Annotated in this window: 21 protein-coding genes; 12 read left to right on the top strand and 9 right to left on the bottom strand. The window is 71.8% G+C overall.

The genetic code is table 11. The features are described from left to right. Positions 1-440 (top strand): hypothetical protein (locus FrCorBMG51_RS18885; protein ID WP_162233247.1); only part of this gene is annotated, 440 nt, incomplete at its 5' end. Positions 441-692: 252 nt separating this feature from the next. Here the strand turns inward: FrCorBMG51_RS18885 and FrCorBMG51_RS18880 are convergent. Continuing rightward, positions 693-1,376: a GNAT family N-acetyltransferase gene (locus FrCorBMG51_RS18880; protein WP_047224379.1), complete on the bottom strand. Its 684-nt coding sequence runs from the start codon at positions 1,374-1,376 to the stop codon at positions 693-695. Between the two features lie 697 nt (positions 1,377-2,073). Here FrCorBMG51_RS18880 and FrCorBMG51_RS18875 point away from each other — a divergent pair. From FrCorBMG51_RS18875 to FrCorBMG51_RS18865, 3 genes are all read left to right on the top strand, one after another. Beyond that, positions 2,074-2,724 carry a MarR family winged helix-turn-helix transcriptional regulator gene (locus FrCorBMG51_RS18875; RefSeq protein WP_200902507.1) on the top strand — a complete coding sequence of 217 codons (651 nt, stop codon included), beginning with the start codon at positions 2,074-2,076 and terminating at the stop codon, positions 2,722-2,724. A gap of 289 nt (positions 2,725-3,013) precedes the next feature. Beyond that, on the top strand, positions 3,014-3,982 hold the full coding sequence (locus tag FrCorBMG51_RS18870) for an ATP-binding cassette domain-containing protein (RefSeq protein WP_047224378.1): 969 nt from the start codon (positions 3,014-3,016) through the stop codon (positions 3,980-3,982). Further along, positions 3,979-4,821 carry an ABC transporter permease gene (locus FrCorBMG51_RS18865; protein WP_086055569.1) on the top strand — a complete coding sequence of 281 codons (843 nt, stop codon included), beginning with the start codon at positions 3,979-3,981 and terminating at the stop codon, positions 4,819-4,821. The genes FrCorBMG51_RS18870 and FrCorBMG51_RS18865 overlap by 4 nt, the downstream gene beginning before the upstream one ends. Before the next feature lie 45 nt (positions 4,822-4,866). On the opposite strand, the gene FrCorBMG51_RS18860 is transcribed toward FrCorBMG51_RS18865, so the two are convergent. From FrCorBMG51_RS18860 to FrCorBMG51_RS18840, 6 genes are all read right to left on the bottom strand, one after another. Then, positions 4,867-8,172, bottom strand: coding sequence for an ATP-binding protein (locus FrCorBMG51_RS18860; RefSeq protein ID WP_052914838.1), 3,306 nt, complete (start codon positions 8,170-8,172; stop codon positions 4,867-4,869). Between the two features lie 124 nt (positions 8,173-8,296). After that, a complete protein-coding gene (locus tag FrCorBMG51_RS18855; protein ID WP_235433719.1) occupies positions 8,297-9,643 on the bottom strand; it encodes a hypothetical protein in 1,347 nt (448 codons plus the stop codon). An 11-nt stretch (positions 9,644-9,654) separates the two neighbouring features. Next, positions 9,655-11,208: an alkaline phosphatase D family protein gene (locus tag FrCorBMG51_RS18850; RefSeq protein WP_047224377.1), complete on the bottom strand. Its 1,554-nt coding sequence runs from the start codon at positions 11,206-11,208 to the stop codon at positions 9,655-9,657. A 252-nt stretch (positions 11,209-11,460) separates the two neighbouring features. Continuing rightward, positions 11,461-11,979 carry a DinB family protein gene (locus FrCorBMG51_RS18845; protein ID WP_047224376.1) on the bottom strand — a complete coding sequence of 173 codons (519 nt, stop codon included), beginning with the start codon at positions 11,977-11,979 and terminating at the stop codon, positions 11,461-11,463. Positions 11,980-12,179: 200 nt separating this feature from the next. Next, positions 12,180-12,482: an acyl-CoA dehydrogenase family protein gene (locus tag FrCorBMG51_RS33205; RefSeq protein ID WP_338052768.1), complete on the bottom strand. Its 303-nt coding sequence runs from the start codon at positions 12,480-12,482 to the stop codon at positions 12,180-12,182. Then, positions 12,437-13,444: an acyl-CoA dehydrogenase family protein gene (locus FrCorBMG51_RS18840; RefSeq protein WP_476742207.1), complete on the bottom strand. Its 1,008-nt coding sequence runs from the start codon at positions 13,442-13,444 to the stop codon at positions 12,437-12,439. The genes FrCorBMG51_RS33205 and FrCorBMG51_RS18840 overlap by 46 nt, the downstream gene beginning before the upstream one ends. A gap of 345 nt (positions 13,445-13,789) precedes the next feature. On the opposite strand from FrCorBMG51_RS18840, the gene purU reads away from it, so the two are divergent. Then, a complete protein-coding gene (gene purU, locus FrCorBMG51_RS18835; protein ID WP_083731139.1) occupies positions 13,790-14,731 on the top strand; it encodes a formyltetrahydrofolate deformylase in 942 nt (313 codons plus the stop codon). Here purU and FrCorBMG51_RS18830 read toward each other — a convergent pair. Both FrCorBMG51_RS18830 and FrCorBMG51_RS32685 read right to left on the bottom strand, forming a co-directional pair. After that, a complete protein-coding gene (locus tag FrCorBMG51_RS18830) occupies positions 14,701-15,369 on the bottom strand; it encodes a phosphatase PAP2 family protein (protein WP_047224375.1) in 669 nt (222 codons plus the stop codon). The genes purU and FrCorBMG51_RS18830 overlap by 31 nt on opposite strands. Positions 15,370-15,540: 171 nt before the next feature. After that, a complete protein-coding gene (locus FrCorBMG51_RS32685; protein ID WP_268760582.1) occupies positions 15,541-15,663 on the bottom strand; it encodes a hypothetical protein in 123 nt (40 codons plus the stop codon). On the opposite strand from FrCorBMG51_RS32685, the gene FrCorBMG51_RS34060 reads away from it, so the two are divergent. The 7 genes from FrCorBMG51_RS34060 to FrCorBMG51_RS27225 form a co-directional block, all read left to right on the top strand. Beyond that, positions 15,637-15,804: a type II toxin-antitoxin system PemK/MazF family toxin gene (locus tag FrCorBMG51_RS34060; protein WP_420848642.1), complete on the top strand. Its 168-nt coding sequence runs from the start codon at positions 15,637-15,639 to the stop codon at positions 15,802-15,804. The genes FrCorBMG51_RS32685 and FrCorBMG51_RS34060 overlap by 27 nt on opposite strands. A 235-nt stretch (positions 15,805-16,039) precedes the next feature. Next, on the top strand, positions 16,040-17,521 hold the full coding sequence (locus FrCorBMG51_RS32680; RefSeq protein ID WP_476742205.1) for a serine/threonine-protein kinase: 1,482 nt from the start codon (positions 16,040-16,042) through the stop codon (positions 17,519-17,521). After that, positions 17,509-17,853, top strand: a complete 345-nt coding sequence (locus FrCorBMG51_RS27230) for an RDD family protein (RefSeq protein WP_235433724.1) — start codon at positions 17,509-17,511, stop codon at positions 17,851-17,853. Before FrCorBMG51_RS32680 ends, FrCorBMG51_RS27230 begins: the two co-directional genes overlap by 13 nt. 133 nt (positions 17,854-17,986) lie before the next feature. After that, positions 17,987-18,889: a MurR/RpiR family transcriptional regulator gene (locus FrCorBMG51_RS18820; protein ID WP_047224374.1), complete on the top strand. Its 903-nt coding sequence runs from the start codon at positions 17,987-17,989 to the stop codon at positions 18,887-18,889. Between the two features lie 208 nt (positions 18,890-19,097). Further along, a complete protein-coding gene (locus FrCorBMG51_RS18815; RefSeq protein WP_235433718.1) occupies positions 19,098-20,411 on the top strand; it encodes an ABC transporter ATP-binding protein in 1,314 nt (437 codons plus the stop codon). A 59-nt stretch (positions 20,412-20,470) separates the two neighbouring features. Further along, positions 20,471-21,889 carry an ABC transporter substrate-binding protein gene (locus tag FrCorBMG51_RS18810; protein WP_047224388.1) on the top strand — a complete coding sequence of 473 codons (1,419 nt, stop codon included), beginning with the start codon at positions 20,471-20,473 and terminating at the stop codon, positions 21,887-21,889. A 4-nt stretch (positions 21,890-21,893) separates the two neighbouring features. Continuing rightward, on the top strand, positions 21,894-22,844 hold a 951-nt coding region (locus FrCorBMG51_RS27225), incomplete at its 3' end, for a tyrosine-protein phosphatase (RefSeq protein ID WP_235433716.1).

Genomic DNA, 22,844 nt, shown 5'->3' with positions numbered 1-22,844 from the left:
GCGGCGGCCGGGAGCTGGTGGGACAGCCCGCCGGCACGCTCGACCTGGACGCGTTGCGGGGCCTGTCGTCGCTCGCTTTCGCCGAACGGGCCGAATATCTTGCCCGGATCGCGATCGGGCTGCACCGCGCCGGGCAGTCGGACGCGGCGATGGAGATGCTGGGACTGGCGGTCAAGTCCAGCATGACCATGGCCCGGCGAGGCGAGCTCGCCCCGTTCGAACGGTTGTGCCAGGCGGTGGCGGAGCTGCTCCCGCCGGACGAGGCCCTCCTGGTCTGGACGCGGTGGCTCCAGGCGGCAGCGCGGTCGGACTCGTATCACGCGCTCGGAATGATCGCTTCGTACGTCCGCTGGTCCCCCGCGGCCGACCTGGCGGGGATCACGGTCGACCCGCGAACCGGCGACCTGACCGCACGCCCAACCACGCGAGACAATTACTAATCTTCTTGGATCTGTGACTACGACGACCATCGCGCTCCCGTAGCCGACATCCGAAGCCGGAGCGCGCCTGTCCAGGCCGGTGCGCCGGCGACACAGGTGGATTACGAAACGAAAACGGCTGCCATGGCGACCGCTTGTTCCCTCGTTCCTGGTTCGACCATATTTGATCATCGATCTCTGATCGACTGCGAGGCGGAGGCGCGGGACGGGGCCGTTGCTGGGCCGGTCTTTCGGTACTGCCACGACGGTTGTTCAGGTGGACTCGTCGGTCCAGGGGGCCAGGGCGCGGGTCACGAACGTGGGTGAGGCCGCCGCCTTCTCGTCCAGGGCGAGCAGCATCGGCATGTAGCTTTTGCCCGCGCCGTCGTCCGTGTCGAGCTCCGGGTCGCCGGCCCGCTCGAAGCCGTGACGGGCGTAGAGGCGCACCGCGGCCGTGTTGGTCGGCACGACCCACAGCCGGAGGCCGATCGCGCCGACTGCCCGCGCCCAGTTCACGGCGGCGTCGAGGAGGGCGTCGGCCGCTCCCGTGCCGCGCGCGGCCGGCGCGACCCACATCGCGGCCAGCTCCCGGAACTCCGGTGCCCGCGACGGCCGGTAGACGTCCACCATGCCCGTCGAAGCGCTGTCACCCGTCGAAGCACTGTCGCCCGTGGGAGTGCTGTCACTCGCGGGAACGCTGCCGCCCGCCGTGGTGTCGTCCTGTTCCAGCAGGAACGTGGCGTGCGCGTCACCCGCCGAGTTCCGCGACGCGCGAGCCCGCCAGTCCGCGTCGGGACGGGCGCTCTCGGCCGCCAGGGTCTGCCAGAAGGATCCGGGCGCGTCGGCCAGCGCGGCCAGGCGGACATCGCGTAACCGCTCGGCGTCACCGGGCGTGATACGGCGTACGTGGAATACCAGGCCCACGTCAACGACCGCCCGGACGCATGAACGTGACATGTCCCGGACGTGTGAATTCCGAACGCACCGGACATACGGACATGGCGCCACACATGCGTGCGGCGAGGCGTGACACCACCCGCGCCAGACCCGGGAACCGCGCAACCACCACCATCCGCACGCTACCGGGCGTGACCCCGCCTGGGTCGAGGGCCCCCGGCGAGCTGTCCGGCGACCGCGTAGCGCGGACACCGGATGCGGACGCCGGACAGCGTCCCCCCGGGCTCCGGTCGAGGCATCCGGACAGCCAGCACGGTGGCCGCATGCCTGTTACCGGGCCTCTCCCGGCGGCGCTGTGATCGTTGCGACTGACACGCATCGAGGTCTGCCGCCACTCACACATTCACAAAAAGCGACCAATCCAGCCCTGACGCGGATGCGCTTCACCTGTTCTCATCGACAATGCGGACGATCCCGCACCCCCGTCCATCATGCAAAGGACTCCTAATCATTAGGTGTACAATTCGCTTGCTAAGGTCCGTTGGTGGGCATCGGCGTCCCCCGCCGTGGCCCTGGCGCCGGGGGCGACCCGCGGTGCGTCGACAGCTACAGATCACGATGACGGGAGACGGCTGTGCCAACGACAGGCGGAGCCCGCACAGCGGCGGGACGCGCGGCGTTCCCCGCNNGGACGCGCGGCGTTCCCCGCCGTCGGCGCCGGCCGGGCCACGCCGCCCCGGTTACCCGGGCCGCGCGCGTGAGACCGCCAGGCACCCCCGAGGAGCGTCACCCAGGGCTCGACGCGAAGATCGTCGCCGCCCTCGACCGGATCGGCGAGGCTCTCCAGGTGCTGGCCCGCCGCGCGGCCGAGGCGCACGAGCTCTCCCCCACCCAGCTGCGGGTCCTCGTCCACCTGCACGCCGGGCCGCCCCCACCGGCCCGGACCAGCGCGTTGGCGCGTGAGCTCGACGTCGCCGACCCGACCGTCAGTGACGCCCTGCAGGCCCTGCGCCGCAAGGGGCTCGTCGAACGCGAGCGGGACCCCGACGACCGGCGCCACTACCGGCTCCACCTGACCGCCGACGGCCAGTGGACCGCGCGTGCGGTGTCGCGCTGGACCGCCCCCGTCGAGGTCGCCACGTCGCGGATCGACCGCGTGGACGGCGAGCAGTTGCTCGCGACCCTGCTGGACGTGCTGGAACGCATGCACTCCGAGCATCTGATCAGCGTGACCCGGGCATGTACCACCTGTCACCACTTCAGACCCGCGGTCCGCCGGGCGAGAACCGCCGTCCACCGATGTACCTTCTTCGACTACCGCCTTGGACCGTCCGACATCAGGGTCGACTGCCCCGAGCACGTCACCCGCGAGGAGTTCGCCCGCCGCGCCGCGGCCAGCGGCCGCTGACCAGCTCGACACACCGCGCAGCATCCCACCCGGGGCACTGCCCGCGCGGGGATCTTCCCCCGGAGCCGCCGCATACCGTCGCGGCCCGCCCGGGACACCGCTTCCGTTCTCCGAAGTTCCGCCGGGCTCTGCCGCGTTCCCCCGACCCGTTTCCCCTGACTCGTCTCCCCTGATTCCGCTCTGCCTCCGCCTGGGTGCCAGCGGGCTTCGCCTGGGTGCCAGCGGGACGCACGTGCCGTGCCAGCGGAATGTACGTGCCGTGCCAGCGCGGCCCGGCAGCCTGTGCCGCATGACCTTCGCCATCCACGCCGAGGCGCTCACCAAGCGGTTCGGCGACACCCAGGCGCTCACCGGCATCGATCTGGCGGCGCGGGAGGGCAGCGTGCTCGGCGTGCTGGGCCCCAACGGTGCCGGCAAGACCACGGCCGTGCGCATCCTCGCCACCCTGCTGCGTGCCGACTCCGGGCATGCCACGGTGGCCGGCTTCGACGTGGCGCGCAGTCCGCAGCAGGTCCGCCAGCACATCGGCCTGACCGGCCAGTACGCCTCCGTGGACGAGGACCTGACCGGCCTGGAGAACCTGGTCATGATCGGTCAGCTGCTCGACATGCGCGCCGCCGAGGCCCGGCGGCGGGCGGTCGAGCTGATCGAGTGGTTCGACCTCGTCGAGGCCGCCGGCCGGGTGGCCAGAACCTACTCCGGTGGCATGCGCCGCCGTCTCGACCTGGCCGCGTCGCTCGTCGGCCGGCCATCCGTGATCTTCCTGGACGAGCCGACCACCGGCCTGGACCCGGTACGCAGAGAACAGATGTGGGACGTCGTGCGCAGCCTCGTCCACGACGGCTCGACGGTGCTGCTGACCACCCAGTACCTCGAGGAGGCCGACGCGCTCGCCGACGAGATCACCGTCATCGACCGTGGCCGGGTGATCGCCCACGACACCCCTGACGGCCTCAAGAGCGTGGTCGGCGGCCAGCGCCTGAGCGTCCGGCCGGCCGACCCGGGGCAGCTCGACACGGTGCGCCAGCTGCTCGCCGAGATCACCGCGTCGCGGCCGGAGCCCGCGGGCCGCGACCACCTGACCGTCGCCGTCGACGGCGACGAGGTGCTGGCGGAGGTGATCGCCCGGCTGCGGTCGGCGGGTGTCCGCGTCACCGAGCTGTCCCTGCACCTGCCAAGCCTGGACGAGGTGTTCTTCACCCTCACCGGCGGCCACACCGGCAGCCGCGCCGAGATCGAGGAGGAACCGGCCGCATGACGGTCACGACCACAGCCCCCGCGCCGCGCCGCCGGCCACCCGGCATGCCCGCGTCGCGACCGGCCGTCCCGCCGGCGCGCCTGCGGGCCCTGCGCCACGCGCTGGTGATCGCACGCCGAAACCTGGTCAAGACCCTCCGGACGCCGGAACAGCTCATCGACGTGACGCTGCAGCCGGTCATCTTCCTGCTGCTGTTCGTCTACATCTTCGGTGGCGCGATCGGCGGTGGCTCCCAGCATGACTACCTTGAGTTCCTGCTGCCGGGCCTGCTCGGCCAGTCCGTCGCGATGGGCAGCATCGCGCTGGGGCAGAACCTCAACGCGGACATCGAGAAGGGCGTGTTCGACCGGTTCCGGTCACTGCCGATCTCCCGGTCGGCGCCCCTGGTCGGGGCGGTCCTCGCGGACGTGGTGCGCTACCTGCTGCTGTGCGTCATCCTCGTCGGGTTCGGGTATCTCATCGGGTTCCGCGTCGCCGCCGGCCCGCTGTCGCTGGCCGCCGCGCTGGCGCTGTCGGTCGCGTTCGCACTGTGCTTCTGCTGGATCTCGGTGTGGATCGGCATGAAGGCGCGTACCTCCGGCTCCGTGCAGGGCATCATGTTCCTGCTCGTCCTGCCGCTGTCGTTCGGCAGCAACACGTTCGTCGACGTCGCGACGATGCCGGGCTGGCTGCAGGCGTTCGTCCGGGTGAACCCGATCTCGCACCTGGTCGGCGCCGTGCGCGCGCTGATGCTGGGCGGCCCGGTCGCGTCGAATCTGGCGTGGACGGCGGGGTGGATGGTGGCGCTGCTGGCGGTCTTCGTACCGCTGGCCCTGCGGGCGTATGGCCGCCGGACCTGACGAACGCGCACTGCCGTGGGGCTCACGGGCCGCCCCTCGGGCCGGTCACCGGCTGCCCCGCGTCACCTCGAATCCGGTGGTGTGGGGCAGCCGGTCCGGGTCGAGGCGGGCGGTGGCCGCGGCGCGGTCCAGCGCCCGGCCCCGGCCGTACGCGGCGGCGAAGCCATCGCCGAGCTCACCGCGTAGCCGCGCGGACAGCTCGGCGACGTCCAGCGCGGTGGAGTCGTCACTGCCGCGCAGCGCCTCGCACGCGCCGAGGATCTCGGCCGCGACGACAGGCTCGCCCACCCGGGCGGCGACGTCGGCCACCACCACCCCGACCGCGGCCAGGACCGGCAGGTCCTTCGTGCCGACAGCCGTCGGGTACGCGCGTCGCAGCCTGGCCCGGGCCCCGGCGAGGTCACCATCCAGGGCGTGCATGCGGGCGGCGGACGCCAGCACGAAGGAATCACCGTGACCGTGAATCGGATGGGTGGGGGAGATCGCGTCGAAACGCCGGAGCGCCTCGGTGTGCAGCGCCCTGGCCGCGGCCAGGTCACCCGCCTGCCTTTCCAGACGGGCCTGAATACTCAGAGTGATCACAGTCTCCAGCGGCGTTCCACTGGCCTCGCAGCCGGCGCGCGCCGCCGCGAGCTGGCCGCGGGCGGCCCGCAGGTCGCCGCGGCGCATGGCCAGGTCGGCCAGACGTATCCGCAGCATCGACTCGTCGTCGCGCGACCCCATCTCCCCCATCAGGGCCAGCGCCTCCTCGTACGCCGCCGCGGCGGCGTCGAGCTCACCGTCGAGGGTGTGCAGCATCGCCACGGCCCGCAGCGCGCCGGCGGTGCCCCAGCGTTCACCGAGCGCGCGGAACTCCGCCAGGGCGGTGATGGCATCGGCCCGCATCCGTTCGACATCGCCGTCGTTCTCGGCAAGGCCGGCGCGCAGCATCAGCACGGCGGCCGACAGCCAGGGGTCGTCGCCTGCGCGTGCCTCCTCGATGTAACGCTCCATCATCGCCATGTCGCCGCTGAGCATCGCCATTCCCGGCCGCAGCAGGCCGATCAGCGGCCATCCGCTGATGTCGACGGAGCCGAGACGCCCGGCAAGCTCGCCGAAACGCGCCAGGTTGGTCTCCACCTCGGCGGGGGACGACGTCGCCGCCATGGCGGCCGAGCTCACGGCGTGGAACGCCTCGCCGATCACGCGAAGGTCCGTGTCGTCTCCCCCGGGCACGGCGAGCGCCTCGGCCACCCATCCCGGGACGTCGGTGTGGTTTCCCAGCAGCATCGCCAGGCTGCCGATTCCGAGCGCGATGCGCAGCGCCGCGTCCGCGTTGCCACGGTCGCAGCGCAGCCGCAGCGCGCCGAGGATGTTGTCACGCTCGGCCTTGAGCGCCTCCAACCACTCGAGCTGGTCGGCCCGGGTCAGGTGCGGCTGCGCCGTACGCACCAGCTCCTCGAAGTACGTGGCATGCCGTTCGCGCAGCCACGCCAGCTCGCCGCGTTCGGCCAGCCGCTCCAGGCCGTACTCGCGGATCGTCTCCAGCATCCGCTGCCGGGTGCCGCCCACGGCCGGCTGGAGCAGCGACTTGTCGATCAGTGCGGCCACCAGGTCGCCGACGTCGTCCGCGCGGACAGCCCCGCCGGAGCAGACGGCGGCCGCGCTGCGCGTCGTGGTACCCGACGGGAACACCGCGAGGCGTTCCGCGAGCAGCCGTTCGGGCTCGGTCAGCAGGTCCCAGCTCCATTCGACCACCGCCCGCAGGGTGCGGTGCCGGGGCAGGGCGGTGCGACTGCCGCCGGTGAGCAGCCGGAACCGGTCGGACAGCCGTCCGGCGATCTCGGCGAGCGGGAGCGTGCGCAGCCGTGCCGCAGCCAGTTCGATCGCCAGTGGCAGCCCGTCCAGCCGGCGCACGATCTCGATGACCGCGGGGGCGGAGACCTCGTCGACGACGAAGCCGGGCCGGACCGCGGCCGCCCGGTCGGCGAACAGGCGTGCCGCGGGGAATCCGAGCACATCGGCGGCGGGCGCGTCCGGGGCGGGCTGGGCCAGCGGAGGCACGACGAGCAGCACCTCGCCGAAGATGCCCAGCGGTTCGCGGCTGGTGGTGAGAACGCGCAGCCGGGGGCACCGCGCGAGCAGCAGGTCGGCCAGCCGCGCCACGGCGTCGAGCAGATGCTCACAGTTGTCCAGGACGACGACGGCCTGCCTGTTCGCGAGCCCCTCGAGCAGCCGGCTGACGGCGTCGCGGGTGGTGCGCTTCGTGGGCCGGTCCAGTATCTGGGCCTCCCGCAGGCCGAGGACGCCCAGGACGGTCTGGGGCAGGTCCGCCGGGTCGGTAACCGACGCCAGCTCAACGAACCACACACCGTCCGGCACGCTGTCGACGACGCGGGCCATCGCCTCGCCCGCCAGCCGTGTCTTGCCGGCGCCACCGGGGCCGACCAGCGTGACCAGCCGGTTGCCCGCAAGCGACTTGGCGATACCCGCCATCTCGGTGTCACGGCCGACGAAGGTCGTCAACGGGGCCCGCAGGTTGGTGCGAGCCTGCGGGGCCGCGCGCCGCGCCGGCCAGTGCCCCGGGGAGTCCGCCGGCCCACCACGCAGGACGGCCAGCCGAACCGCCTGCAGCTCGGCGGACGGGTCGACGCCGAGCTCATCGGCCAGCCGGGCCCGCAGCTGCTCGTAGGTGCGTAACGCGTCGGCCTGCCGGCCGGTGGCCGTCAGCGCGGTCATCAGCTGGCCCGCCAGCCGTTCGTGCAGCGGATGTTCGGCTGCCAGCGCCTCGAGCGCGGCGACGACCTCCAGCTCCCGGCCCGCGGCAAGGTTGGCCTCCGCCCGGTCGAGCACGGCTTTCAGGTACACCTCGCGCAGCCGGGCCGCGTGGGCCGCGACCGCCGGCGAGACGTCGGCCTCGGCGAGCGTGGGCCCGCGCCACAGCGCGAGAGCGGCGCTCAGCTGGGTGGACGCACCCTGCGGGTCACCGGCCCGCAGCGCGGCCGCCCCGGCGGCGGCCAGCCGCTCGAAGCGGGACGCGTCGACGTCGTCCGCGTCGACGGCAAGGCGGTAACCGCCCGCCGACCTGGCGACCAGCGCCCCGTCACCGAGCGAGCGACGCAGCCGTGACACGAGGGTCTGTAAGGCGTTGGCCTCCCCGACCGGCTGCTCGTCCGCCCACACGGCGGCCACGAGTGCGGCGACGCTGACCGGACGGCCTGCGTCCAGCGCCAGGCGGACCAGCAGGGCGCGCCGCCGGGAGCCCGGGATGTCGATCTCCCGATCGTCGTCACCTCGCACCTCGAGGGCACCGAGCACTCCCACCCACATCCGTCCACTCTCGCACGGGCCGACGAGCGGCAGACCCCACACCTGATCCGCTCTTCGCCTGTCCCGTTGTCCCGTCTCCGCGGACGCTGCCCGGCCCGCTCCGGCCTGCCCGCGACAGACCGGGGGGTGGGAGCCGGCCGGGGCCGCCCGCTACCAGTCGGGCCCGCTACCAGTCGGAGTTGCTGGCGCCGAGGCCGAGGATCACCTGGTCGAACGAGTTGCCGTCGTTGTCGTCGGTGTACGCGAGGGCCAGCTGGCCCCACGGCGACACGGCCACCGCCATCTGCTCCTGGCGGCCGGCGGTCGCCTGGCTGAGCGACTGTGCCGGCAGCCGACCGGCGGTGGTGCCGTCCGGGTTGAGGCCACCGGCCCAGACCGCCGGGTCGCCGCCGCCCACCGACCAGCCGACCACGGCGTTGCCCTGGTCGTCGATGCCGGCGGCGGGAGAGCCCGCGCCCGTCCCGGTCGACACCTGCACCTCGGCGTCCCGGCCGGTCCCGTCCGCGCCGAACGAGCGGGCCCAGACCCCGGGTGTGCCGGTGTGGTCGGACTCCCACACGACGACGAGGTCACCGTTGGCGTTCGCGGCGACGGCGGCGTGCCGCTGCTGCCCACCGCCGAGGGTGTTGGCCGAGCGCCGGGAAAGGACCACCGCCCCGTTCGCCCTGGCCAGCCGGGTCAGCCCGATGTTGAAGTAGCCGTTGGCGTCGGTGTCCTCGTCCCACACCACGGTCGCCTCCCCGGCGGCGGACACCGCGACGTCCGGGCTGTGGTGCGATCCGCCGGTGGCGTTCACCGTCACCTCGTACGCCTTGGTGGTCGTACCGGTGAATCCGGCGGCCTTCACCGTCGCCGCGGCCGTGCCCTGGATGTCCTCCCACACCACGGTGAAGGCCACCGCCGTGGTGCTGCCCGGCGCGCCGTCGGGATCGACGGACACCTTCGGGACCACCTGCTGGCCGGTCGAACTACCGTTGGCGTAGCCGGAGCCGATGACCGTGCCGGCCGGGGAGACGACCCGGTAGGGGATGTTGTAGAAGCCGTTGCCGTCGGGGTCGTCGGCCCACACCACGACCGCGTTGCCGCGGTCGTCCAGCCCCACGTCCGGGGTGACGTGCTTCCAGCTCACGCCGGACGTGCCGCCCGCGGACAGCCTGATCTCATAGCTCGACACCCCGTTGCGGAACAGGCGCAGGTAGATCTCGCTGTGTGTGTTGTCGCCGGGGCTGGTGGTGTCCCGGTCGTCCTCCCAGACGACGGCCACGTCGCCGATGCGGTTCGTGGCCACGGCCGGGGCGTCCTGGTCCCCGGTGGCCACGCTGTTCGCGGTCAGCCAGGTCGACGGCCCCGCAGCCACGGCGAACCCGCCCGGCGCGACGAAGGTCGCGATGACGACCAGTGCCGACAGCGACGAGACGACCGCGATCCTCGACAGGAGAATCCTCGGCATGCTCCACAAAAAGGACTCCGGCAGGATGAATCTCGACAGGACGAAACCATGCACACCACGCATTTCGGATCCCCTCACGCGTCGACGAGCCCGGGCTGGCCGTCCTGGATGACGAACGAACGCACGGTGGTCGCGGCCGCCCCGTGCTCGGTCACCGTCGCCACCCCGCGGAAGTCGGCGGCGATGTGGGCGGGGGTGATGGTGGTGCGGACGTATCCGCGGCGGTCGGAGTAGAACCTGATGTGCGGGTTGGTCGCGCCGTTGGGGATGGTCGTCGTGGCGGACCCGTTGCCGCCGGAGGAGATCGAGGTGCCGACCAGTTCGGTACCGATCGTCGGTGACGAGGTGTTGGCGTAGTCGGCCTTGAGGTTGCTGGCCCACGACGCGTGCACGTCTCCGGTGAGCACCACCGGGTTGCGTACCGCCCGGTCGACCCAGCCCTGCTGGATACGGGCCCGGGACGCGCGGTAGCCGTCCCAGGCGTCCATGCTCCCCGCGCCCGACGCGTCGAACCGCCGCGCGAAGAAGACCTGCTGGCCGATGATGTCCCAGGTGCCGAGGTGTTGGGCGAAGCCGTCGAGCAGCCAGGCCTCCTGGGCGGTGCCGGGCAGTGAACGGCTGGCCAGGTCGGCGTCCGCGCACACCTTCCAGCCGTCGCCGCACGCCTGGTCGTCGCGGAACTGCCGGGTGTCGAGCATGTGGAACGTGGCCAGCGTGCCCCAGCGCACCCGCCGGTACAGCGGGATGCTGTTCCCGGCCGGCGCCGCCGACGGGCGCAGCGGCATGTTCTCGTAGTAGGCCTGGTAGGCCGCTGTCCGCCGGGCCGTCCACTCGGCGGCCGTCAGCGCCGGGCTGTTGTCGGCCCGGACCATGTTGGCGTAGTTGTTCTCCACCTCGTGGTCGTCCGGCACCACCAGCCACGGCGCGACCGCGTGCGCTGCCTGCAGGTCGGGGTCGGACTTGTACTGCGCGTAGCGGCGGCGGTAGTCGGCCAGCGAGACGATCTCGCTGCCCAGGTGCTCCCGGATCGACCCGGTCGTGGTGGCGTCCTCGTAGATGTAGTCGCCGAGGTGCAGGATCAGGTCCGGGCGGTCGTCCGCCATCCGCCGGTACGCCGTGTAGTAGCCGGACTCGTAGTGCGCGCACGACGCGAACGCCATCGTCAGGTCCCGCCCCACGGCGGTGAACACCGGGGCGGTCCGGGTGCGGCCCACCGCCGAGATGTGCCTCTGCGCGCGGAACCGGTAGTAGTACTCGGCGTCGGGCGCGAGCCCGCCGGCGACGACGTGCACCGAGTGCGCCTGCGCGTAGCCCGCGGTGACCGAGCCGGACGCGACGAGCGGAGCGAACGCGGGGCTCGTGGACACCTGCCAGTCGACCACGACGTCCGTGTTCGCCATGCCGCCGTGCCCGTCCGCGTTCAGCGGGGACGGGGCCAGCCGGGTCCAGAGCACGACGCTGTCCGGCGCCGGCTCACCGGAGGCCACGCCGAGGGTGAACGGGTACGGGGTGGTGCTGGCCGCCGCCTGCGCGGCCGGGACCGAGGAGAGCGCCCGTACGGGCAGGGCGAGTCCCCCGGCCGCTGCGATGCCCCCGACGAGGAACGTCCGACGGTGAAGCGTCTTCATACGACAAAACGTTAATTTGTACACATAAATATATTTATATATGCAGAAAAATACTATATGTACAGATACGTACAACCCGGATGCGTGTCGCGAGCGAGCGGCGGGCGGACGGCACCCGCCCGGCCGCTCCCGGCAACGAATACTCACCTACGGCGACGAGACAGGACTCGTTCGGCATGCTCCGCCCGGACCGGCCGCCGATCCGTGGGAGCCGGAGCACCGCCTCACCGACCACCCGCTGTCGACATGGCATCATCCCATCGACTTGGCGCCGTCCAGGGACTCGCGGATGATGTCGGCGTGACCGGCGTGCTGAGCGGTCTCCGCGATCAGGTGCAGCAGCACCCGGCGGGCCGACCAGCGCACGCCCGGCTCGAACCAGGGAGCCTCGGGCAGCGGCTGGGAGACGTCGAGATCGGGCAGCGCCGCCACGAGCTCGTCCGTCCGGCGCGCGACCTGCTCGTACTCGTCGAGCAGCCCGGCCAGCGTCTCCCCGGGCAGCACGCGGAACGCGTCGGACCAGGCACGCCACCTCTCGGGTGACTGCTCCATCACGGCCGGGCCCTCGGTGATGAAGGTGGCCCAGTCCCGCTCGGTGAACGTGACGTGCTTGATCAGACCGCCCAGGGTCAGCTCACTGACGGTGGTGCGCTGCGCGGCCTGCCCGTCGGTGAGGTCGCGGGCGGTGTGGCGCAGGAAATACCGGTGCTTGGCCAGCGTCTCCAGCAGGTCGGCGCGCTCACCGGTCACGGTCGTACCAGTCCGGGTCATGACAGTTCTCTCTGTTCCTTCCGTCGGTGTCGGTGCGGGGCATCGTACGGGCCGGCACCGACACTTTTTCCGCCGGGAAGGCGGCGTCGGCGGAGCCCTCCGGCGACCAGGAGCCGCCCCGCCATCCGGAGCGGCAGCCCAACCGATCGCGGGAAGGGTGGGTTGCCGCCCGGCGCCGATATCGGTTTCCCGCTGCCGGGTCACCGTCGCATCAGAAGCGATCCGCCCAGAAGGTACTGCCCGACCATCTCGAAATTCGTCCGCGCGAGAGTGATGTGTTTGACCGCCGCGTTGATATCGCGGAAGCAGCGGTCCAGCCGGCTGGCGGTGTACAGGGAACTCGTTCCGGCCAGGTCGTAGAGCACGTCCACGGCGGACACGGTGTTCTCGCCCACGGCCGCGGCCGCCAGGCGGATCAGGGCGCTGAGATCCTCCCCGCCGTACCCACCGCATGCCGTCACACGATCGGCGGCATCGGCAAGCAACAGAGCGCTCGCCCGCACCAGGGCCTCCGCGCGGGCCAGCCCCGCCTGCACGNCCCCGCCTGCACGGTGTGGCTCGCGGCCAGCGGGCTCGTCGCCCTGGCGGGAGTCTTCTCCCGGGCCAGCGACCGGAAGGCGGTAAGGGCGTCCTGGGCGATTCCCAGCGCCGTCGACGCCGTCGTGAACGGAGCGAAGTCGTAGTAGGCGATGCCATAGGCCCGCGAGGGACGGTCGGCGGGGGCACCGCGCAGCAGCGAACCGTCGACCGTGTGCCCGTCGGGGACGACCAGACCGTCGACGCGGAACGTCGCGCTTCCTGTACCGCGCAGCCCTCCGACGAACCAGTCATCGACAAACCGGGCGGCGCCCTTCGGCACGAAGGCCATGAGCGTCCGCGGCCCCCCGGGAAGCGGCGCACCGTCCCGCGGGAGAACGTCGTCCCGCGGGAGAACGTCGTCGCGCGGGAGAACATCGTCCCGCGGGAGAGTCGCGGCGCACACCAGCCAGTCGGCGTGCACCGCGCCGCTCGCGAACGCCCACGTACCGTTCAGCCGATATCCACCGGACACGGGTTCGGCCCGGCCGGTCGGATTGATCCCGCCGACCACCAGCCCCGTGCTTTCCCTGAAGAGCCGGTGCGCCACCGGCTCCGGCAGATAGTCCGACATTCTGCCGATGGCGCCCTGAACCCCCATCTGCCAGGCGACGGACGCGTCGACGCGGGCGAGCGCCTGCAGGACGGCCGAACCGGTCCGTACGCTGACCTGCCCACCACCGAAGTCGCGTGCGACCCACATTCGATGGATGTTCTCCTCGCGCAGCGCGTCAATGACCGCGACCGGTGTCGCCCGCTCCCGCTCAGCCTGGTCCCGGTGCCGGACAAGCAGCGGAGCGATCCGCTCAACGCGTGCGGTCCACTCCACGGTCTCGTCAGAGGGAGGGCCACCGTCCGGAAGCACGCGGCACGTACGCCCATCGCTCATCTCGGCTCCCGTGAGAACGCCCACCCCGTGATCACCCGTATTTCCCAGGCGGACGAGGAAGATACCGACAGCGATCATCCATCAGGATGCCTTTGTCCGTATGCCGTTCTCCCACGCGAAACCGTGTGACGTTCTCCGACCGGTCACCACCGCATGCGACATGCCGATCCTCCGCCCGACAGCCGGCTTTTTCCCAGGTTGAGTGGAGCGTCGCGCGCGTCGACGAGGTCGTCCGCGCCGCCGTGCCGACGAGGTCGTGTCCCTAGCATGAGCCCATGGCCCGCGACAGCTTCATCCGGGAAGACCGCCGGCCGCCTCACCCAGCGATCTTTTCGGGAGGACCTTGTGTCGGACAGGACCCTGATCGACGCGGAAAAGCGCCGACAGCCGTCACCGGTACGGCCGCGCCAGGGCGCTGATCCGGTCCGATCGGATCTCGGTCGGCTCACGGTCCAGTGCGCGGACCGCCCCGGCATCGTCGCCGCGGTGTCCCAGTTCCTCACCGATCACGGGGCGAACATCGTCGAGTCGGACCAGGCGACGACCGACCCGGTGGACGGCCAGTTCTTTCTGCGGATGACCTTCCACCGGCCCGGCCTGCAGGCCCACCTCGACGACATGACCAAGAACTTCACGAAAGCGCTGGTCGAGAAGTTCGAGGTGACCGAGTGGTCCCTCCGCGACGCGTCCACCCCGAAGCGCGTAGCGATCATGGTGTCGAAGTACGACCACTGCCTGCTGGACCTGCTCTGGCGTGCCCGGCGAGGTGAGCTGCCGGTCGACATCGGTCTGGTCATCTCCAACCACGCCGACCTCGCGAGCGAGGTCCGGACGTTCGGCGTGCCGTTCGTCCACATGCCGGTGACCCGCGACACGAAGCCGGAAGCCGAGGCCAGGCAGCTGCAACTGCTGCAGGGCAACTTCGACCTCGTCGTGCTCGCCCGCTACATGCAGATCCTCTCGGCCGACTTCCTCGCCAGCGTCGGCTGTCCCGTCATCAACATCCACCATTCCTTCCTTCCCCCGTTCGCCGGCGCGGGCCCCTACGAACGGGCCAAGGAACGTGGCGTGAAGCTCATCGGCGCGACCGCGCACTACGCGACCGAGGATCTCGACGAAGGCCCGATCATCGAGCAGGACGTCGTGCGGGTCCGGCACAGTGACAACATCGCGGCTCTCAAGCGGCGCGGCGCCGATGTCGAGCGGTTGGTACTGAGCCGGGCGGTGCTCTGGCACTGCGAGGACAGGGTCCTGCGTCAGGGTAACTCCACGGTGGTCTTCTCCTGACCGCCGCGGCCATCGGGGCCCGTCTCGGTGCGGAGCGCGCCGAGCGGGGGCAGGGCCGTGCAGGCAAGGACGGTGACCAGGAGCCATCCGGCGACGACGTCGGTGAGCCAGTGCATCCCGAGGTAGACCCGGCTGGTCGCGACGGCAAGCGCCCACGTCGCGGGTACCGCGGCGGCCACGACCCGGGTGAAACGCCGTCGACTACGGTAGGTGAGGGCTACGGCGAGGCCGACGGCGACGAGGGCAGAGGTGCTGGTGTGCCCCGACGGCAGCGCGGGGCCGGACGCGTGCCAGGCCCAGTCCGACGCGGGTGGGCGTGCGCGGTCCACGGCGATGGCCAGCGAGGCCCGGAGCAGCTGCCCCACGGCCAGGGCCGCGATCCCGACCACCGCACCGCGCCACCACCTTCGCCCGGGTACCGCGAGGGCACCCGCAACCGCGGCCAGGGCGTAGGCACAGACGCCGCTCCCGGTAGCAGTGATCACGATCGCGGCGTCCGTCACCGCGGGGCTGCGGTGGTCGAGCGCCCAGCGGTGGACGTCGGCATCCAGCGGGAACGGGGTGCCGTGCCGGCCTGCGACCGCGGCCACGAGCGCCGTCAGCAGAAGGCCCGCCACGGCAGCGATGACGTGCGGCATGCGGGGCCGGCGGGAACCAGTGGCCTCGTCGTGCCCGCCGCCCGGCACCGGCGGCGGTGAGGGTCTCCGGCGCCGCCGCTGCTTCCCAGACCCGGACCGGCTCCCTGTGGGCATGGCCGGCAACGTACGCCGCAGCCGACGTACCCGAGACCAGCGGAACGCTCGGCACCCTCACCGCACAGCCCAATCCATGATCGAAAAAATCGGCTTGTCGATCATCACCTCCGTCTCCTCGCCGAGCTCTCGTACCGCGCGCTTGCCCACCACGTGCCCGTGACCCGTGCTCCGACCCACCGGCTCCGTCCGTCCTGGGTGATGTGCGAACAGCCCAGGACCATCTCGTCCCGTCGCGTCAGCCGGCGTCTCGGCACGCTGGCACCTACCGACATCGATCAGGTTGCCGTCGTCGTACGCCGGTTGCTCCATCACGGATAGCGCGAGGCCACGTCCACACCCAGTCGGGTGGCACGGAGAGAGACCGGCTCCTGGTCAGGATCTCGCTCAGGATGCGGTGGAGCGGGCCTGCATCATCGGGGGTAGCAGGACGGTCGCGGGGCCGGCCCGGTAGAGAGCGGCGGGACGTCCATGTGATCGAAGGCTAGCCCCACCCGCCGCGTGTCGGAGACCGCCAGCCACGCCGCAGCCCGCGCACCCGAAACACCCGACGGGCATGCGCTGCGTCGGGTGGGCCGGGCGGATGTGGCGGACGGCGCTAGGATCACGCGTCGTACAGGGATATCGGGGGATTCGGCATGATGAACGGTGGACGCCGTGGTCGACACATGACAGCTCCCACATCGTGATTATCAACGAGGCGCAGATCGCTGCGGCGCTGCCCGCCTACGAACTCGGCGAGGTCCTCGGCCGGGGAGCTTTCGGGCTGGTGGTGAAGGGCCGGCACCGCGAGCTGGACCGTCCGGTGGCCATCAAGATTCTGCCCGCGGGCACCGACGAGACCGCGGCGAGCAGCCGGGCCGAGGCGCGGCTGCTCGCCGCCCTCGACCATCCGCACGTGGTGCGGGTCTACGACTCCATCCCCGCCGGCGACCTCCATCTGATCGTCATGGAGCTGCTCAGCGGCGGCACCCTGACCCGCCGCCGGGCCGGCATACCGCCCGAGGCCGCCTGCGCGGTCGGGCTGGCGGTGGCCGCGGCGCTGGGCAGCGCGCACCAGCGGGGCGTCCTGCACCGCGACATCAAACCCGACAACATCCTGTTCGACGCGGCCGGGCTGCTCAAGGTCACCGACTTCGGTATCGCGAAGCTGGTGGAAGGGTCCGCGACCACCGCCAGCGCGATCGTCGGCACCCCCCGGTACATGGCCCCCGAGCAGCTCCTCGCCAGACGGCTGGGCCCGGCCACCGACCTGTACGCCCTGGGGGTGATGCTCTACGAGCTGCTCAGCGGCGCGCCGCCGTTCGACCCCACCCTGCCGCCGACCGTGCTCGCCCAGCAGCACATCTACACCGTTCCCGCACCGCCGGCCGGTGTGCCCGCGCCGGTGGCCGCGGTGATCATGCGGGCGCTGGCCAAGGATCCGGCCGACCGCCAGCCGTCCGCCCACGCCTTCGCCCTGGAGCTGGCCCGCGCGGCCGCCGTGTACGGCCCGGGCTGGACCGCCCGCGCCGGCATCGCCCTCCGCCTCGACGACGACCTGCAGGCTGTCGTCCAGCAGCCGGCCTCCGCGCGGCCGCCGTTCCCGAGCGGCCAGGCCCGCCCGGGCGTCGCGCCGACCGCCAACATCGGCCAGCCGCCCGCCCCGCCCTTCCTCCCGCCCGGCCCTCCCGGCCGCGGAGCCGAGATGTCGTTTCCGGGATATCCGCCTCCGCTCGGCGGCGGCGCGCAGCGTGTCCCGCCGCCTCCACCGGCCGCGTACGGGCCCCCGCCGACCCCGTACTCCCCGCCGGCCCCGTACGCGGCTCCGCCTGGCTCGTACCCGCCGGTGGCCCCNCGTACCCGCCGGTGGCCCCCGGTGGCCCGGGCGGCAGCGGGCCACGGGGGCAACAGCCCGGCGGCGGATATCCACAGCCACCTGGTTACGGGAACCCCTACGGCTACGGCCCTCAGCCACCAGCCCCGTACGGCGCCCCCGTACGGTCGTACTACGCCGGTTGGGGCGCCCGGGTCGGGGGCACTCTCATCGATCTGCTGATCGTCTGGGGTGTCTCCGCGGTCCCGGCCGCCGCTGCGCCTTCCTCCTCGGCCGACGGAATCAGCGGTCTCATCTTTTTCGCGTCTATGATCATCATGTGCTGTCTCGAGGGCGTCACCGGTCAGACGCCAGGCAAACGCATCGCGCGTATCAGGCTGGTCCGCGAACTCGACAGCCGGCCGCTCGGCTTCGGCCGGGCGTTCGTCCGCCGGCTGTGCCACTTCCTGGACGCCCTGCCGTTCTACGTGGGCTTCCTGTGGCCGCTCTGGGACGCCAAAAGGCAGACCTTCGCTGACAAAATCATGAAATCCGTCGTGATCAGGACCAGATGAGCGCTCGGCCCGGTCCCGCGTTCTCACCGGGGCGACGTCCTCGCCGAGAGCGCATCCCGGATCGCCGCCTCACCACACGGGGCCGCGGTACGGCCACACCCCGCCGTCAGCTTCGGCGTGTATGAACCATCTCATGGTGATCCCCTCCCCCGGACGGTCCGGCTCTCGCCCAGGCGGGCTCTTCGCCGCCATCCGAGCGGCGCTGCCGAGCCTTGTCCCGAGCGAGCAACGGGTGGTCGAGGTGTGCCTGGCCCAGCCGGGGAAGGTGGTCGAGTGGTCGGTCGCCCAGCTCGCTGACGCCGCGGGGACGTCCACCGCCACCGTGGTGCGCGCCTGCCAGCATCTCGGTTTCCGCGGTTTCCAGCATTTTCGCGTCGAGCTCGCCCGGGAGAGCGGCGCCGTGGCGCTGCGCGGCGAGGTCGGCTGGGCGGGCGGTGCCAATCCCGTCGAGCGCCTGGTGGACACCGTCTTCGGCGCGGCGGCCAAGGTGCTCGGCGACGCGCTGGGCCCGCTGGACCGCGCCAGCCTCGCACCCGCCGTGGACCTGCTGGACCAGGCCGGTCGGCTGCTCGTCGTCGGTAACGGCGGGTCGGCACCGATCGCCCAGGACGCGGCCCTGCGGTTCCTCAGCATCGGCCGCCCGGCGGAGGCGCCGAGCGACTCGCTCGTCCAGGAGATCTCCGCCCGGCTGCTGGCCGCCTCGGACGTCTGTCTGGTCGTCACGAGCAGCGGGGCGAACGAGCCCACGCTGCGGGCCGCCGAGGCGGCGCACACCGCGGGAGCCCCCGTCATCGGGATCACCAGCTACACGGCCGGCCCGCTGGCCGACATCGCCGACATCATCCTCGTCGTGGGGACCCCCGACTGGCCCATCGGCAGCGACATGATCGCAAGCCGGCTGGCCTCGCTGCTGCTGCTCAACGCCCTGCAGCTCGCGGTAAGCCTGCGCCGGGAGAACAACCCACAGCGCACTGGGACGATCACCGCCAACATCTTCGGGGTACGCGCGGAGCCGGAGAGCCCAGAGCCATCCTGACTCAGAGTGATCAATCGGCCTCCTCGTACCACCGTCCCACCAGGGACAAGGCCGCGGCGGCATGAGACAGCCCGAAGATTTATTACGATAAGTGACCGCTATCCGTTTCCAGCCCGTCGAGGGCCATTCATCTGCGCCGCCGACCCTGCCATGTAACGACGAACCGGGATAACTTGATCTTCTGGAACGAACGTACATGGAGCGGCTGGTGGCAGAGATCCGGATCGAGGGCCTCACGAGGTACTTCGGGGGCGTCCGCGCGGTGGATGACGTCTCCCTCGACATAGCGGACGGCGACTTCCTCGTCCTGCTGGGACCGAGCGGCTGCGGGAAGACCACGCTGCTCCGCATGATCGCCGGCCTGCTGGAGCCGAGCGGGGGGCGCATCATGCTCGGCGACCGCGACATCACCCATCTCCCCGCCCGCCAGCGTGACCTGGCGATGGTCTTCCAGAGTTACGCGCTGTACCCGCACCTCACGGTCGAGCGCAACATCGGCTTTCCGCTGCGAGCCGCGCGACGACCCAGAGCGGAGATCGCCCGGCAGGTCCGAGATGTCGCCGACCAGCTCGAACTCGGCGAGCTGCTCGGACGGCGCCCCAGAGAGCTCTCCGGCGGGCAACGCCAGCGGGTGGCACTCGGCCGCGCGCTGGTGCGTGACCCGGCGGCCTTCCTCATGGACGAACCGCTGTCGAACCTCGACGCGAAGCTGCGCACGGCGACCCGTACCGAGCTCACCGCGCTGCACCGCACGCTGCGACGCACCTTCGTCTACGTCACCCACGACCAGGTGGAAGCCATGTCCATGGCGACCCGCGTGGTCCTGCTCAACGGTGGGCGTGTCGAACAGGCCGGCACCCCGACCGAGGTGTACGACTCGCCGGCCTCGGTGTTCGTCGCCGGCTTCCTCGGTGCCCCGCCGATGAACCTGCTCCCGGCCCGGATCGAAAACCACGGTGGCACGCTGACGGCCGTCGCGGAGGGACTGCGCATCCCCCTGTGGCCGGGCGCCAGCGAGCCCCGCGACGTCATCGTGGGGCTGCGGCCCGAGAACGCGTTCCAGCTCACCGCGGCCGGGGCCGGCGCACCGGTCGGCACCGCCTCCCCCGCCGGGGCGGGCGCGCGGACCTCGGCCGCCGGACCGGCCCCCGGCATCCACGGCGTGGTCACCACGGTCGAGAACCTCGGCAGCGAGGAGGTCGCCTGGTGCGACGTGGGCGGACAGGCCGTCGCGCTACGCGGTCCGCGTCCGCTCGGTCTCACCGTCGGTGAGCATGCCCACCTCACCGTCAACGTCTCGCGTGTGCACCTGTTCGACCGGGCCAGCGGACGCCGCCTCGAGTGGCGGCCATCAGCCGCCCGGGACCAGGTGCTCTCCGCCGCTCCCACGCCCGCCGATCCCACACCCGTGATCCCGACGCCCTCCCCCGCCAGCACGGCACCGACGGAAGCGGCCTCGACAACGGCCTCGAAAGCGGCCTCGGACACGACCGCGCGCACGGCCACCTCAGCGACGGTCTGAGTCACCCGGGTCGCCGCGACCCGGGCCACCTCCCGCCACGATCTCCAAGGAGCATGCCCGTGGCTCGATCACGCCTACCTCGATCACGCCCGCTGCGCGTCACGCTGCGTGCCACACTGCGTGCCACAGCCGGCCTCACACTGGTCGCGGCGCTGGCCACCGCGTGCGCGACGTCCTCGTCCGCACCCGCGGGTACGGCCGCCGGCACATCCGGCACGATTCCCGAACTCTCCCCGGACCAGAAGGTCTCGATCGTCTTCGAGAGCTACAACCTCACGAGCACCGGGACGTGGAAGCCGGTGATCGAGGGCCTGCTCGCCGACTTCCACACCGCGCACCCGAACATCACGGTGAAGGGCCAGCCGCCGCAGGGGGTGACCGGCACCAGCACCGACTACGTCAGCAGCGTCAAGAACCAGATCCTGGCCGGCAACCCGCCGGACGTCGCCCAGATCACCTTCAACGCGCTGCGGTTCGCCGCCGGCAGCCTGGGCGCCCAGCCGTTCGACACCCTGGTCGGACGGGATGCCGTCCAGGCGAACTTCGGCGGCGACCATCCGTTCGCCCCGACCGCGCGCACGCTCGGCGACGTCGACGGTAGGACCTACGCCGTCCCCTACGTCTTCTCCACCCCGATCCTCTGGTTCAACAGGACGCTGTTCGCCAGGGCCGGCCTGGACCCGGCCAACCCGCCGAAGACCTGGGCGGAGGTGAGGACGGCCGCTCTCGCGATCAGGGAGAGGACCGGCACGGACGGGATCGTCGTGGACTGCCTGACGAAGGCGGCCGGCGACTGGTGTTTCCAGAGCCTCGTCCGCTCGGCCGGCGGCCGGGTGCTCTCCGCCGACGGCAGCAGGCTGTCCTTCGCCGACGCGCCCGCCGTCGAAGCGGTGTCGATGGCCGCCGACCTGGTGCGCAGCGGCGTGATGCCGAACCTCGACCAGCAGCAGGCGTTCAAGGCGTTCAGCAGCGGCCAGCTCGGGATGATTCTCGAGACCAGCGCCCTGCAGGGACAGTTCATGACCGGCGCCAAAGCGAACGGCTGGGAACTCGACGCCACCAGCGAGCCCTCGTTCGGATCGAAGCCCGTCGTCCCCACCAATTCGGGATCGGGGCTGGCCGTCTTCAGCAGGGACCCGGCCAAGCAGCGCGCCGCGTGGGAGCTGATCAAATTCCTCACCAGCGACCACGCCTACACCCAGATCTCCTCCAGGATCGGCTATCTGCCGCTGCGGACCGGGCTCGTGGACGACCCGAACGGCCTGCAGGGATGGGCGAAGGCCAACCCGCTCATCAGGCCGAACCTCGACCAGCTCACCCGGCTCCAGCCCTGGGAGTCCTTCCCGGGTGACAACTACCTCCAGATCGGGGACGCGATGATGACCGCGGTGGAAGGCGCCGTCTTCAGCGGCAAGGACCCCGCGTCCACCCTGGCCGACGCGCAGAAGCAGGCCGCCACCCTCATGCCGGCGCGGTGACCCGGTGACCGGGCAGACCCCGCCGACCAACGGTGCCGACCTGACCGACACGACAGGGCGGCCCGCCGGGCCCACTGCCGGGCCCGTCGCCGCGACCATTGCCTCGACTGTTGCCGCGGCGGTGGAACCACGGCGCGTCCCGCTCCCTTCGGGCCCGATCAACCTCCGGGACGTCGGCGGGTATCCGACCGCGGACGGTCGTACGGTGCGCTGGCGGACGCTGCTGCGCTCGGGCTCCCTGCACGGGCTCGACGGTCGCGGCCGGGCCGTCCTCGCCCAGATCGGCCTGCGCACCGTCGTCGACCTCCGCGAGGACGCCGAGGTGACACGCGCCCCGGACCAGCTCGGCCGGCTCGCCGTGGAGCACCGGCGGATTCCCGTCTACACGCTGCCGGTGACCCGGCAGCGGACTGCCGACGACGTGGCCGGTGGATCCGCGTCCGTGGGCTCCTTCACCGCGACGGAGGCCATCCGCGCCGCGAGTGCCTCCGGCGACCTGGGGAGCATCTACGATCACATCGTCGACCACCTGGGTGCCCGCCTCACCGCGGCCGTGCTGGCATTGGCCGCCCCGGACGCGCTGCCGGCGATCGTGCACTGCAGCGCCGGCAAGGACCGCACCGGCCTGGTCATCGCCCTGGTCCTCGACCTGGTCGGGGTGCCGGCGGAGGTGATCGCGCAGGATTTCGCGCTGACGTCGTACTTCCTGCGTGACGAGGCCGCCGCCACCGTCCAGCGGATGTCCAGCTGGCTCTCGGCCGAAGGCACGCCGCTGCCACCCGCCCTGCTCGACAGCCCGCCGGAGCTCATCCTGCGCTCGTTGGCCCGCATCCACGCCAGCCACGGCGGCACCCGCGCGTACCTGCTCGCGCACGGGGCGACCGGGCACGCGCTGGACCGCCTGGTCGAAGCCCTGCTCGTCCCGGCGGACACACCCGCCTCACGGCTCGAAAGG

The organism is Protofrankia coriariae (assembly GCF_001017755.1).
GTDB lineage: Bacteria > Actinomycetota > Actinomycetes > Frankiales > Frankiaceae > Protofrankia > Protofrankia coriariae.
The sequence above is the reverse complement of the archived record's forward strand: the minus strand, read 5'-3'. Positions and strand labels throughout refer to the sequence as shown.

Excerpts from the sequence above, each read along its gene's own strand:
- FrCorBMG51_RS18865 (WP_086055569.1), top strand. The coding sequence starts at position 3,979 with ATGACGGTCACGACCACAGCCCCCGCGCCGCGCCGCCGGCCACCCGGC.
- FrCorBMG51_RS18830 (WP_047224375.1), bottom strand. The coding sequence starts at position 15,369 with ATGCCGCACGTCATCGCTGCCGTGGCGGGCCTTCTGCTGACGGCGCTC.
- FrCorBMG51_RS18820 (WP_047224374.1), top strand. The coding sequence starts at position 17,987 with ATGGTGATCCCCTCCCCCGGACGGTCCGGCTCTCGCCCAGGCGGGCTC.
- FrCorBMG51_RS18855 (WP_235433719.1), bottom strand. The coding sequence starts at position 9,643 with ATGCGTGGTGTGCATGGTTTCGTCCTGTCGAGATTCATCCTGCCGGAG.
- FrCorBMG51_RS18850 (WP_047224377.1), bottom strand. The coding sequence starts at position 11,208 with ATGAAGACGCTTCACCGTCGGACGTTCCTCGTCGGGGGCATCGCAGCG.
- FrCorBMG51_RS18880 (WP_047224379.1), bottom strand. The coding sequence starts at position 1,376 with ATGTCACGTTCATGCGTCCGGGCGGTCGTTGACGTGGGCCTGGTATTC.
- FrCorBMG51_RS18845 (WP_047224376.1), bottom strand. The coding sequence starts at position 11,979 with ATGACCCGGACTGGTACGACCGTGACCGGTGAGCGCGCCGACCTGCTG.
- FrCorBMG51_RS18870 (WP_047224378.1), top strand. The coding sequence starts at position 3,014 with ATGACCTTCGCCATCCACGCCGAGGCGCTCACCAAGCGGTTCGGCGAC.